The sequence below is a fragment of the Pseudoxanthomonas sp. PXM03 genome (genome assembly GCF_014852005.1).
In the GTDB taxonomy this organism is placed as follows: Bacteria; Pseudomonadota; Gammaproteobacteria; order Xanthomonadales; family Xanthomonadaceae; genus Pseudoxanthomonas_A.
On sequence record NZ_JACVAU010000003.1, the window covers coordinates 1 to 13,113 of the forward strand.

7 protein-coding genes are annotated in these 13,113 nt (G+C 67.8%); 6 read left to right on the top strand and 1 reads right to left on the bottom strand.

What is annotated here, in order from left to right; all coding sequences use genetic code 11:
- The first annotated feature begins 206 nt into the window (after window positions 1-206).
- Window positions 207-1,637 carry a sugar porter family MFS transporter gene (locus IB223_RS14290; RefSeq protein WP_192202450.1) on the top strand — a complete coding sequence of 477 codons (1,431 nt, stop codon included), beginning with the start codon at window positions 207-209 and terminating at the stop codon, window positions 1,635-1,637.
- 75 nt (window positions 1,638-1,712) lie between these two features.
- Here IB223_RS14290 and IB223_RS14295 read toward each other — a convergent pair whose 3' ends face one another.
- The gene (locus IB223_RS14295; RefSeq protein ID WP_192202451.1) at window positions 1,713-2,780 is read right to left on the bottom strand and encodes a LacI family DNA-binding transcriptional regulator; all 1,068 of its coding nucleotides are present in this window, start codon (window positions 2,778-2,780) and stop codon (window positions 1,713-1,715) included.
- 197 nt (window positions 2,781-2,977) lie between these two features.
- Here IB223_RS14295 and IB223_RS14300 point away from each other — a divergent pair, with 197 nt between their 5' ends.
- The 5 genes from IB223_RS14300 (at window position 2,978) to IB223_RS14320 (ending at window position 13,099) form a co-directional block, all read left to right on the top strand.
- Window positions 2,978-5,098: an alpha-glucuronidase family glycosyl hydrolase gene (locus tag IB223_RS14300; RefSeq protein WP_192202780.1), complete on the top strand. Its 2,121-nt coding sequence runs from the start codon at window positions 2,978-2,980 to the stop codon at window positions 5,096-5,098.
- Between the two features lie 116 nt (window positions 5,099-5,214).
- A complete protein-coding gene (locus IB223_RS14305; RefSeq protein ID WP_225591134.1) occupies window positions 5,215-7,080 on the top strand; it encodes a sialate O-acetylesterase in 1,866 nt (621 codons plus the stop codon).
- Window positions 7,077-8,843, top strand: coding sequence for a glycoside hydrolase family 43 protein (locus IB223_RS14310; RefSeq protein ID WP_192202453.1), 1,767 nt, complete (start codon window positions 7,077-7,079; stop codon window positions 8,841-8,843). Before IB223_RS14305 ends, IB223_RS14310 begins: the two co-directional genes overlap by 4 nt.
- Window positions 8,843-11,545: a glycoside hydrolase family 3 protein gene (locus tag IB223_RS14315; RefSeq protein WP_192202454.1), complete on the top strand. Its 2,703-nt coding sequence runs from the start codon at window positions 8,843-8,845 to the stop codon at window positions 11,543-11,545. Before IB223_RS14310 ends, IB223_RS14315 begins: the two co-directional genes overlap by 1 nt.
- Before the next feature lie 66 nt (window positions 11,546-11,611).
- A complete protein-coding gene (locus tag IB223_RS14320; RefSeq protein ID WP_192202455.1) occupies window positions 11,612-13,099 on the top strand; it encodes an MFS transporter in 1,488 nt (495 codons plus the stop codon).
- Window positions 13,100-13,113 lie beyond the last annotated feature (14 nt).

Sequence of the window (13,113 nt, forward strand, 5' to 3'; positions counted from 1 at the left end):
GAGAACGGCACGCTGGGGCTGGCCGATCTGGCTGCGCTGGCGGCCGGGCAGGGCGAACCCAAGCAGATCAGCGGCAAGCAGGAGCGTTACGAGAACCTGCTCAACCAGTACCTGCTGCGCTGAGCGCGTGATGACGGCTTCCGCCCGCGTGGTTCGGGCGGAGGCATGGGCAGCAGGTCGATTCGAAGCCTGGAGGGGCGCAACGAATGAACAGCACCACGCTTGAGGGTGGCCACATCGCCAGTGGCGAAAACACCCGCTTCATCATCCTGATCAGCTGCGTGGCCACCATTGGTGGCTTCCTGTTCGGCTTCGACAGCGGCGTGATCAACGGCACCGTCGACGGCCTCAAGCAGACCTTCCAGTCCAGTTCGGCCGGCATCGGTTTCGAAGTGGCCTCGATGCTGCTGGGCTGCGCGGTGGGTGCGTTCTTCGCCGGTCGCCTGGCTGATCGCTGGGGACGGCGTGCGGTGCTGATCATCTCGGCGGTGCTGTTCCTGCTATCGGCCATCGGGGCCGGCGCGGCGCACAGCTCGCTGGTGTTCATCGCTGCGCGCGTGCTGGGCGGCTTCGCGGTCGGCGCGGCCAGCGTCATGTCGCCGGCCTATATCGCCGAAGTGGCATCGGCGCGCTACCGCGGCCGGCTGGCCACGGTGCAGCAGATCGCCATCATCAGCGGATTGTTCTGCGCGTTCCTGTCCAATTACCTGCTGGCCAAGGCGGCCGGTGCGTCGACCGAGGCGCTGTGGCTGGGTCATGCGGCGTGGCGCTGGATGTTCTGGATGCAGGCCGTTCCGTCGGCGGTGTTCCTGCTGCTGTTGCTGTTCATCCCAGAAAGCCCGCGCTATCTGGTGGTGAAGGGGCGCACTGCCGCCGCCAGCGAAGTGTTGACCCGACTGTATGGCGCGACCGAAGCGGCCACCAAGCTGGGCGAGATCGAAGCCTCGCTGTCGGCGGACCAGCATCGTCCGCAGCTGTCGGACCTGATCAACAAGGCCACGGGAAGAATCCGCCCGATCGTCTGGGTGGGCATCGGCCTGGCCACGTTCCAGCAGCTGGTCGGCATCAACGTGGTGTTCTACTACGGCGCGGTGTTGTGGCAGGCCGTCGGCTTTTCCGAGAACGATGCGCTGCTGATCAATGTACTGTCCGGCGCGCTGAGCATCGGCGCCTGCCTGATCGCACTGGTGCTGATCGACCGCATCGGCCGCAAGCCGCTGTTGTGGATCGGTTCCGTGGGCATGGCCGTTTCGCTGGCCTTGGTCAGCGCTGCGTTCGCCAGCGCCTCGCTCGATGCCGGCGGAAAGCTGGCGCTGTCCGACACCATGGGCCTGGTGGCGCTGGTGGCGGCGAACGTCTACGTGATCTTCTTCAACATGTCGTGGGGCCCGGTGATGTGGGTGATGCTGGGCGAGATGTTCCCCAACCAGATCCGCGGCTCGGGCCTGGCGGTGGCGGGTGCCGCGCAGTGGACGTCGAACTTCGCGATCACCGTGACCTTTCCCATCCTGCTGGCGAGCATCGGTCTGGCCGGGGCGTATGGCATCTACACCGTGGCGGCGATCATTTCGGTCTTCTTCGTGCTCCGGTTCGTCTACGAGACGAAGGGCAAGGAACTCGAGCAGATGGAAGGCTAGGAACGGAGCATGCCTTCCGTGGCGCGCTACCCCATTAGTCCTATCGCGCGATCCGCAGGGCGGGCCCGTGGCGTTTCAGCGGCGCCTGGCCTTGGGCGGCACCGAGACCGAGTCGCGCACGACCAGACGGTGTGCCGCCACGTGGTCGGCGAGCACGCGGGTCGTGCCGTCCTGGCGGCGGATGCTGCGCAGCAGGACGTCGATGGCGTCGTTGGCCATCGACGCGATCGGCTGGTGGATGGTGGTGAGTTCCGGCCATACCGTCGTGGCGGCCGAGGTGTCATCGAAGCCCACCACCGACAGATCACGCGGCACATCCAGTCCACGCCGGTGCGCCACCGAGATGACGGCGGCGGCCATGTCGTCGTTGCTGGCGATGATGGCGCTGGGCATCCGGCGCAGCGACAGCAGTTTCTCCGCTGCCTTCAGCCCCGCGCGATACGTGTAGTCGCCGGGCTGCACCAGGCCGGGCTCCAGCGTCAGTCCCGCTTCATGCAGGGCCGCCTGGAAACCCTCGAAGCGTCGCGCACTGGCGCTGAGGTCGGACCGGCCCTTGATGAATCCGATGTGGGTATGGCCATGCTCGATGAGGTGTTCGGCCATTTCCTTGCCCGCGCGGAAGTCGTCGATGCGCACGCAGGAGATCTCGTCGCTGAACCGTCCCGACGCGATGGCGACCACCGGGACACCGGCGCGTACCAGCTCGCTTACCGCCGCGCGGGATTCGCACAGGGGCGGCGGCAGGATGACGCCATCGACACGCTTGGCCAGCTCTCGCGCCGCCTTCCGCTCCGACTCGGCATCCACGTCTTCCCAGTATTCGCTCACCAGCTGGATGGTCGTCCGCGAGGCGACGCGCAGCAGGCCAAGCAGCAGTTCGCGCAGGTAGGCGCCGGTGGGATTGGTATAGATCAGGGCGATGCGGGTGTGCTGCGCGGCCGCGAGCGAGCTGGCCGCCAGGTTGGGCGTGTAGTCGAGCTTGCGGACGGCGCGCATGACCCGTTCGCGCGTCGCATCCTTGACCTTGGACTTGCCGTTGATCACGCGCGACACGGTCATCGGGGAAACGCCCGCGAGTGCGGCCACTTCGTCGATGGTGATGCCGCGGCTCTTGCGTCGCACGGCTCTCGTCGGCTTTTCCAAAACGGGTTCCTTTCAGGGGTCGGAAGGCGGGCGACCCATGACCGCTCCGCGCGACAGCAACCAGCGCGGGGACGGCCATGAAATCCGCGCTCTGGGCCGCTTTCCTGTCGTGCCTCATGGTATCGCCAACACGGCGGGGCGACGAGGGGCGCGCTGCCCTCCGGCGCGGCCTCCACCTGCTTGTAGTGGGCTGCCTGATGTGCGTGCAGGCAGTCGGCGCGCAGGCGGAGGACGGCTACGACCTCTGGCTGCGCTACGCGCCTGCCGCACCGGCAACGGTGGAGCACTACCGGGCACGCACCACCCAGCTGGTGATGCCGGCGCCGTCGGCCACATTGGCGGTCGCGCACGCGGAGCTGCTGCGTGGTCTGGCCGGTTTGACCGGGCAGGCGCCCGATGTCGCGGCGGCGGTCACCCGCGATGGCGCGCTGGTGGCGGGGACGGCCGCTTCTTCTCCGGTCGTCGCCGGCCTGCGGCTGGACACGCGTCCGCTGGGAACGGAGGGTTACCTGATCCGCAGTGTGCGCATCGGTGACCAGGCGGCCACGGTGATCGCGGCGAACACCGATATCGGCGTGCTCTACGGCAGCTTCCATTTCCTTCGCCTGCTGCAGACGGGGCAGGTGATCGATGCGCTGGACGTGCGCGAGTCGCCGCGGGTGAAACTGCGCGTACTGAACCATTGGGACAATCTCGACGGGTATGTGGAGCGCGGCTACGCCGGTGCTTCGATCTGGGACTGGCACACGCTGCCCGACTACCTGGATCCGCGTTACACCGACTACGCCCGTGCCAATGCATCGCTGGGCATCAACGGCACGGTGCTCAACAACGTCAACTCCCATGCACTGAGCCTGACGCCCATGTACCTGGACAAGACCCAGGCGCTGGCATCCGTGTTCCGTCCGTACGGCATCCGTGTCTACCTGAGCGCCCGCTTCAGCGCGCCGATGGAGATTGGGGGACTGCAGACGGCCGACCCGCTGGACCCGACCGTGCGGCGCTGGTGGAAGGACAAGGCCGACGAGATCTACCGCGCGATTCCGGATTTCGGCGGCTTCCTGGTGAAGGCGAATTCCGAAGGCCAGCCCGGTCCACAGGACTTCGGAAGAACCCACGTCGATGGCGCAAACATGCTGGCCGAGGCGCTGGCGCCCCATGGCGGCACGGTGATGTGGCGCGCGTTCGTCTACTCGCATGAGGAACCCGACGATCGCGCCAAGCAGGCGTACACGGAATTCGTGCTTCACGACGGCGAGTTCCGCGACAACGTCCTGGTCCAGGTGAAGAACGGTCCCGTCGACTTCCAGCCGCGCGAGCCGTTCCATCCGCTGTTCGGCGCCATGCCGCGCACGCCGTTGATGCTGGAACTGCAGATCACCAAGGAATACCTCGGGTTCGCCACGCATCTGGTCTATCTGGGGCCGCTGTACGAAGAAGTGCTTGCCGCGGACACGCATGCGCGCGGCACCGGTTCCACGGTCAGGAAGGTCATCGACGGCACGCTCGAGGGACACGCGCTCACCGGCCTGGCGGGCGTGGCGAACATTGGCGCGGACCGCAACTGGAGCGGGTCGCACTTCGACCAGGCTAACTGGTACGTGTACGGCCGCCTTGCGTGGAATCCCTCACTGGCCGCGCGGGGCATCGCCGAAGAGTGGGTCCGCATGACTTTCTCCGACGATGATGGCGTGGTGGCACCCGTCGTGGAGATGATGATGGGGTCGCGCCAGGCGGCCGTGGACTACATGACGCCGCTGGGCCTGCACCACCTGATGGGGCGCGGTCATCACTACGGTCCGGGGCCGTGGGTGCAGGGCGGTCCGCGCGCCGACTGGACATCGGTGTACTACCACCGGGCCGACCAGGACGGCATCGGCTTCGACCGTTCCGCGACGGGGAGCAACGCGGTGGCGCAGTATTTCCCGCCGGTGGCGCGCCAGTTCGGCGATGTCGCACGCGTGCCGGAGGAATTCCTCCTGTGGTTCCACCACGTGCCCTGGGATCATCCGATGGCGTCGGGCCGGCCGTTGTGGGACGAACTGGTGATGCGCTACGCCCGCGGCGTGGACTACGTGCGCGGCATGCGGTCCACGTGGGACGGGGTGTCGTCGCATGTCGATGCGCCGCGGCACGCGCAGGTGGCGGCCTTCCTGGTCATTCAGGAAAAGGAAGCGCAGTGGTGGCGTGACGCCAGCATCGCGTACTTCCAGACATTCGCGCGTCGCCCGCTGCCGGAGGGCCAGGCGCCGCCGCCGCACCCGCTGGCGTATTACGAAGCGCTGCAGTTCCCGTATGCGCCGGGGGATGGTCGATGAAGGCTTACCGCATCATGGGGGTGCTGCTGGCGGTCGCGCTGCTGGGGAGCGGCGCGCCCGTCGCGCACGCCCGCGAGCCCGATGGCGCACTGCTGCATGCCCTGTTCCAGGACCACATGGTGCTGCAACGCGACGCGGCCATCCGCGTCTGGGGGCATACCGATCCGGGCGAACAGGTCAGCGTGATGCTGGCCGGCACGAAGGCCGGTGCGCGTGCCGCGACCGATGGCCGCTGGGAAGTGACGCTGCCGGCGCGCGCCGCCGGCGGACCGTACGACCTGGTGGTGAACGCCGGCGCGGGCGCGCAGACAGTGCGCGACGTGCAGGTGGGCGACGTCTGGCTTTGCGCGGGGCAGTCGAACATGGAGTTGCCGGTCTGGCGGGCACTGGATGCGAGTTCGGAGATCGCATCCTCGGCGCATCCGCGGATCCGGCTGTTCACGGTGCCGCAGGCAGGTGCCGTCGCGCCCCAGTCCCGTTTCCAGGGTGATGCACACTGGCAGGTGGCATCGCCCGATTCCGTGCGGGATTTCTCCGCGGCCTGCTTCTACTTCGCGCGGGAACTGCAGAAGACGGTCGACGTGCCGATGGGCCTGATCCAAGCGGCCTGGGGCGGCTCGCGGATCGAAGCCTGGACCAGCGCCACGGCACTGCGTACCGGTGGCGGGAGCGCTGAAGCGCTCGACGTGCTTGCGCTTTACGCCACGGACACACCTGCCGCGCTCGCGCAATGGGGACGTCATTGGGAGCGCTGGTGGACCACGCGCGAAGGTGCCACGTCAGGCGACGCCCCCTGGCGTGCAGATGCGCCCGACACCGGCTGGCGCACGGCGCCCGCAACGCTGGGCGCATGGGAGCGCTGGGGCGTGCCGGCGCTCGACGACTACAACGGCATGGTGTGGTATCGCACGCAGGTGACGTTGACGGCGGCGCAGGCGGCACGTGGCGCAACGCTGGAATTCGGGCCCGCCGACGAGACCGACATGACCTGGGTCAATGGCACCGCCGTGGGCAGCCGCTACGGCGCCGGTGAGCCGCGTCGCTATCCGCTGCCGTCCGGATTGTTGAAGGCGGGCATCAACACGGTGGTGGTCAATGTGCTGGACACCTATCGCGACGGCGGCCTCGCCGGCCCGGCCAGTGCGCACGCCCTGGCCTTCGACGATGGCACGCGCGTGGTGCTCGATGGCCGCTGGCGCTACCGGCCCGAGCCCGGCGCCGATGAGCCCCCCCGTGCTCCGTGGCATACGGCATCGGGGTTGTCGACGCTGTACAACGGCATGATCGCGCCGCTGGGTACGGTCGGTCTGCGCGGCATGCTGTGGTACCAGGGCGAATCCAATACCGGCGACGGCGCTGCCTACGCCGCGCGGCTGCGCACGTTGCGCGATGACTGGCGGCAGCGCTTCGGCGCCCAGGTCCCCTGGCTCGTCGTACAGCTGGCCGGCTATGGCATGCCACCGTCGGCGCCGGTGGAAAGCGGCTGGGCGCAGGTGCGTGAGGCGCAGCGGCATGTTGTGGCTGAAGATCCGCATGCCGGGCTGGTGGTCGCCATCGACATCGGTGACGCCTACGACATCCATCCACCGAACAAGCAGGAACTCGGCCGCCGCCTGGCGCGCGTGGCACGCCATGTCATCTACGGTGAGCGTGCGCTGGCGCCGTCCGGCCCGACCGCGCGTGATGCAGCACGCGTGCAGGACGGCATCAGCGTGGCGTTCGACAATGTCACCGGCGCCCTGGTGACGACCGGCGCGCACGGCCCCATCGGCTTCGAACTCTGCGATGCGGCGAAGCGCTGCGACTACGCGGATGCCGCCCTCGACGGGCGGTATGTCGTGTTGCGCGGCCCGCGCGCTTCCACCGCCATGTACGTGCGCTACTGCTGGGCGGATGGCCCGGTATGCACGCTTCGCGATACCGCCGGGTTGCCGGCCGGTCCCTTCGAACTTCCCGTCCCTGCCGTCGAGGTGCCCCGATGAAGCTGTTCTCCCTGCGTCGCCACCAGAACGACCGTCGACATGCCACTGCGCAGGGTGCAACCCGCCACGCCGCGCGCGGCCTACTGGCCGCCGCGCTCCTGCTGCTGACGGTCACGGGCAATGCCCAGCCCAAGGACGGGGCGCCGCCGGTCTACTTCGACTGGTTCGAATACACCGGCCGCGATGCGGCATTCGAACCGCCGCTGCCCACCGGCCACTACCGCAACCCCATCCTGGCCGGTTTCCATGCCGACCCCAGCATCGTCAGCGCGAACGGCAAGTTCTATCTGGTCAACTCCAGCTTCACCTTCTTCCCGGGCATCCCGGTGTTCGAGAGCACGGACCTGGTGCACTGGAAGCAGATCGGCAACGTCATCGACCGGCCCACCCAGCTGGACTTCGACGGCCTGAGCGTGTCGCGCGGCATCTTCGCGCCCGCCATCGAATTCCATGACGGCATGTTCTACCTGGTGACCACGGCCACGGACAGTGGGGGCAACTTCATCGCCACCGCCCGCGATCCGGCAGGTCCGTGGTCCGACCCGCACTGGCTGCCGACCATCGGGGGCATCGACCCGTCGCTGTTCTTCGACACCGATGGCAAGGTCTATCTGCTCAACAACGACGAGCCGCCCGGACCGGCGCGCTATGACGGCCACCGCGCCATCTGGATGCAACAGATCGACATCGCCCGCTTCCAGCCCATCGGCCCGCGCAAGGCGCTGATCGATGGTGGTGTGGAACCCGAGAAGAATCCGATCTGGATCGAGGGGCCGCACATCTACAAGCGCGACGGCTGGTATTACCTGTCCGATGCTGAAGGCGGCACGGGGCCGCAGCATTCGCAGGTGGTGCTGCGCAGCCGCGATGTCTGGGGCCCGTATGCACCGTATGCAGGCAATCCGATCCTGACCCAGCGCGACCTGGCGCCGGACCGGCGCCTGCCGATCACCAATGCCGGCCACGCCGATCTGGTCGAAGGCCCCGACGGCACGTGGTGGGCGGTGTTCCTGGCCAGCCGCAACTACCAGCAGCGCCACTACAACACCGGGCGCGAAACATATCTGCTGCCGGTGCAGTGGCGCGATGGCTGGCCGGTGATCCTGCCGGCGGGGCAGACCATCCCCTACATTGCCGCTGCCCCTGCGTGGATGCGCGGGAATGCCACGCAGGCGCCCTTCACCGGCAACTTCGTGCATCGCGACGAATTCGATGGCACCACGCTGCGGCCCGAGTGGCTGCGCGTGCGCGTGCCCAAGCAGGCGTGGGCCGACCTGGCCGCGCGCCCGGGGGCGCTCGCCGTGCATCCACTACCGGAAGGACTGGACACGCTGCGCAATCCAGCATTCCTCGGCCGCCGCCAGCAGCATCTGCGCTTCGAGGCCAGCACGGCGATGACGCAGCCCACGCCCGGTATCGCCGCGGGTCTGGCCGCTTTCCAGAGCGAGGCGTACTGGTATTTCCTCGGCGTGCGGCCCGCGGCCGATGGGCGCTTGGCCATCTTCCTTGAAGGCCGCGACGGTGGCGGCACCACGCGCACACTCGCCACACGCGAGGTCGAGGGCAGCGACACGCTGCGGCTGAAGATCGAAGGCGATGAGGGTGCCTACGGCTTCGCGTTCGACACCGGCGATGGCCGGGGCTGGCAATCGCTGGCGCGCGATGTCGATGGCACCGTGTTGAGCACCGACCGCGCCGGCGGCTTCGTCGGCACGCTGCTGGGCCCTTTTGCACGCGATGAACGTCCCTTGAGGAGCGAATGATGAAGACCGTGAGCCGTCCCCTTTCTGCGTACCGGCGTGTCCGCCCCGGCCTGCGCGCGCTCGCGCTGTGTGTCTTCGCGCTGGTGGCGCGGCCCGGATGGGCGGCGGACGCAAAGCCCTGGCTCGATACGTCGAAGAGTTTCGAAGCACGCGCGGCCGCGCTGGTCGGGCAGATGACGCTGGAAGAAAAAGCGGCGCAGATGCAGAACGCCGCGCCTGCCATCGAGCGCCTGGGCGTGCCTGCCTACGACTGGTGGAATGAAGCGCTGCACGGCGTGGCGCGCGCGGGCCAGGCGACGGTGTTCCCGCAGGCCATCGGCCTGGCCGCGACGTTCGACGTGCCGCTGATGGGCGACGTGGCCACCACCATCAGCGACGAGGCGCGCGCCAAGCATCACCAGTTCGTGCGCGACGGCTCGCATGGCCGCTATCAGGGCCTAACTTTCTGGTCGCCGAACATCAACATATTCCGCGACCCGCGCTGGGGTCGCGGCCAGGAGACCTACGGCGAGGATCCCTACCTGACCGCGCGCATGGGGGTGGCGTTCGTACGCGGCCTGCAGGGCGACGACCCGACCTATCGCAAGCTGGATGCCACCGCCAAGCACTTCGCCGTGCACAGTGGCCCCGAGGCCGACCGCCATCACTTCGATGCGCGCCCGAGCCAGCGCGATCTGTATGACACCTACCTGCCTGCCTTCGAGACACTGGTGAAGGAAGGCGACGTGGACGCGGTGATGGGCGCCTACAACCGCGTCTACGGCGAATCGGCCAGCGCCAGCCGTTTCCTGCTGCGCGACATCCTCCGTCGCGACTGGGGATTCAAGGGGTACGTGGTATCCGACTGCTGGGCGATCGTGGACATCTGGAAGAACCACAAGATCGTCGCCACCCGCGAGGAAGCCGCGGCGCTGGCGGTCAAGAACGGCACCGAACTGGAATGCGGCGAGGAATACGCCACGCTGCCCGCCGCGGTGCGCCAGGGACTGATCAGCGAAGCCGAGATCGACGACGCGGTGACCCGGCTGTTCGCGGCGCGGATGCGGCTGGGCATGTTCGACCCACCGGAACGCGTGCGCTGGGCGCGCATTCCGTATTCGGTCAACCAGGCGCCGGCGCACGATGCGCTGGCACTGAAAGCAGCACAGGCATCGCTGGTCTTGCTGAAAAACGACGGTACGCTGCCATTGCCGCGCACCCTCAAGCGCATCGCGGTGATCGGCCCGACCGCCGACGACACCATGGCGCTGCTCGGCAACTATTACGGCACGCCGGCCGCGCCCGTGACCGTGCTGCAGGGCATCCGTGACGCGGCGAAGGGCATCGAGGTGACGTACGCGCGCGGCGTGGACCTGGTGGAAGGGCGCGACGATCCGGCAGCGACCCCGTTGATCGAAGCCGCGTTCCTGCGGCCGTCGGCCGTATCCCCCGAGCGCGGCCTGCGCGGCGAGTACTTCCGCACGCCGGATCTGTCCGGTACGCCGGCCCTGGTGCGCACCGATGCGCAGATCGGCTTCCGCTGGGATCGCGGTTCGCCGACCGACAACCTGCTGGCGCGCGGCGAGGCGGCGCCGGGGCAGGGCATTCCGAACGATGGTTTCAGCATCCGCTGGAGTGGCCAGCTGTTGCCGCCGGTATCCGGCCGCTACCGGATCGAAGCGGCCGCGGACGACGGCTACCGCCTGTACGTGGACGGCAAGCGCGTGCTCGACCGCTGGACGAACAGCGACCGCCTGCGCAGCGATGGCGTGGAACTGGATCTGCAGGCCGGGCGCGCCTACGACCTGCGCCTCGAGTATTACGACGCCGAGCGCGATGCCGGCGTGCGCCTGGCCTGGCGCATGCCGGGCGCGAAGCCGCCATTCGAGGAAGCACTCGACGTGGCACGCAAGGCGGATGTGGTGGTGTTCGTGGGTGGCCTGACCGGCGACGTGGAAGGCGAGGAGATGACCGTCAACTATCCCGGGTTCGCCGGGGGTGATCGCACCGACATGCGCCTGCCGTCGCCGCAACGCGCATTGCTGGAAGCGCTGCATGCCACCGGCAAGCCGGTGGTGCTGGTGCTGACCGGTGGTTCCGCCCTCGCCGTGGACTGGCCGCAGGCGAATCTGCCCGCGATCCTGATGAGTTGGTATCCCGGGCAGCGCGGCGGAACCGCCGTGGCGGATGCGCTGTTCGGCAACATCAATCCCGCGGGCCGCCTGCCGGTGACGTTCTACAAGGCCGACGAAACCATGCCCGCGTTCGACGACTACGCGATGGAAGGCCGGACGTACCGGTACTTCCGCGGCACGCCGCTGTACCCGTTCGGCCATGGTCTGTCCTACACGCGGTTCGACTACAGCGACCTGCAGCTGGACAAGCGTGTCGTTGCGTCCGATGGGCGCATGACGGTGCAGGTACAGGTGGCCAACACCGGCACCCGCGCCGGCGAGGAAGTCGTGCAGCTGTACGTGCGTCCCTTGCAGGCCATGCCGGGCGCCGCGCAGCAGGAACTGCGCGGTTTCCAGCGCATCCACCTGAAGCCAGGCGAGCGCCGCACGGTGTCGTTCGAGCTCGCGGCCGATGCCGCACTGCGGCGCTACGACGAAGCCAGCAAGGCCTACGCCGTGGCACCCGGGCGTTACGAGGTGCGGGTGGGCGCGTCCAGCGCCGATCTGCGCGCCAGCGGACAGTTCGACGTAAAGGCGGCCGGCCGATGACATCCCTTCCATCCTGTGCCCGCGACGCGGCACGTGCACGCCATCGAACACCTTCGGAAGAACCGCATGTCCAGCCTTGAACAACCGTTGTCGGTCCGGGAGAAAGTGGGTTACAGCCTGGGCGACCTGGCGGCGAACCTGATCTTCCAGACGCTCATCACTTACCTGGCGTTCTTCTACACCGACGTCTACCAGCTGCCGGCCGCCACCGCCGCCACCATCATCTTCGTGGTGGGCCTGCTGGGGGCGTTCGTCTTCACGCCGATCATCGGCATCGCCGCCGACCGTACCCGCACCCGCTGGGGCAAGTTCCGTCCCTGGATCCTGTGGACGGCGGTCCCGTTCGGCATCCTGGCCCTGCTGGCCTTCAGCACGCCGGATCTCGGCGAGCGCGGCAAGATCATCTATGCCCTGACGACCTACAGCCTGCTGGTGCTGGTGTACGCCGCCAACAACCTGCCGTATTCGGCGCTGAGTGGCGTGCTGACCGGCAACATGGCACAGCGCAACAGCCTGTCGGCGTACCGGTTCGTGGCGGTGATGGTGGCGCAGTTCGTCATCCAGGTGCTGCTGCTGCCGCTGGTGCTGATCCTGGGCGACGGCGACAAGGTCAAGGGCTTCGAGAGCGTGATGACCCTGTTCGCGGTCGTCGGCACCGTGTTCTTCCTGATCACCTTCTTCACCACGCGCGAGCGCGTCGTTCCGATCGCCACGCAATCCTCCGGCGTGATGCAGGACCTGGCGGACCTGGTGCGCAACCGGCCGTGGCAGGTCATGCTGGCGCTCACCATTCTGGTGTTCATCAACCTGGCGCTGAAGGGCGGTACGTATGTCTATTACTTCCAGTATTACCTCAGCGGTCCGGCACTGGCGGCGTTCCTGCAGGACATCGGGTTCAACGGCTTCATCGGCGCGCTCAACGCCACGCTGACCCGTGCCGGCCTGACGGAATTCCAGTGGCCCAAGGATGCGGCCACGTCGGCGTTCAGCCTGTTCAACGCCAGCGGCATCATCTGCATGATCCTGGGCATCGGACTGTCGCGGCCGTTGGCCGACCGCTTCGGCAAGCGTGACGTGTTCGGCGGCGCGCTGTTCGTCTCCACGCTGTTCCTGTTGGTGTTCTACGTCTACCCGCCGACGGCGATTCCTGCTGTGTTCGTGTCCTTCATGCTGCACGGGTTCTGCTACGGCATCACCATTCCGCTGCTGTGGGCCATGATCGCCGACGTCGCCGATTACTCGGAGTGGAAGAACAACCGTCGCGCCACCGCCATCATCTTCTCCGCCATGCTGTGCGGCCTGAAGATCGGATTGAGCATCGGCGGTGCGCTGGTCGCCGGCCTGCTCGCGCATTACGGCTACCAGCCCGGCGCGGCGCTGCAATCGCCGCAGACGGTGGACGGCATCCGCCTGACCGTCAGCCTGTTCGCTTCCCTTCCTTTCCTGCTCGCCGTCGCGCTGCTGCTGGCCTACGAGATCAACAAGAACCTCGAGGCGCGCATCGAACGGGAACTGGCCGAGCGCAGGGCAGGCCAGGCGAGCGTCACGCCCTGATCCAGGCATTCCAA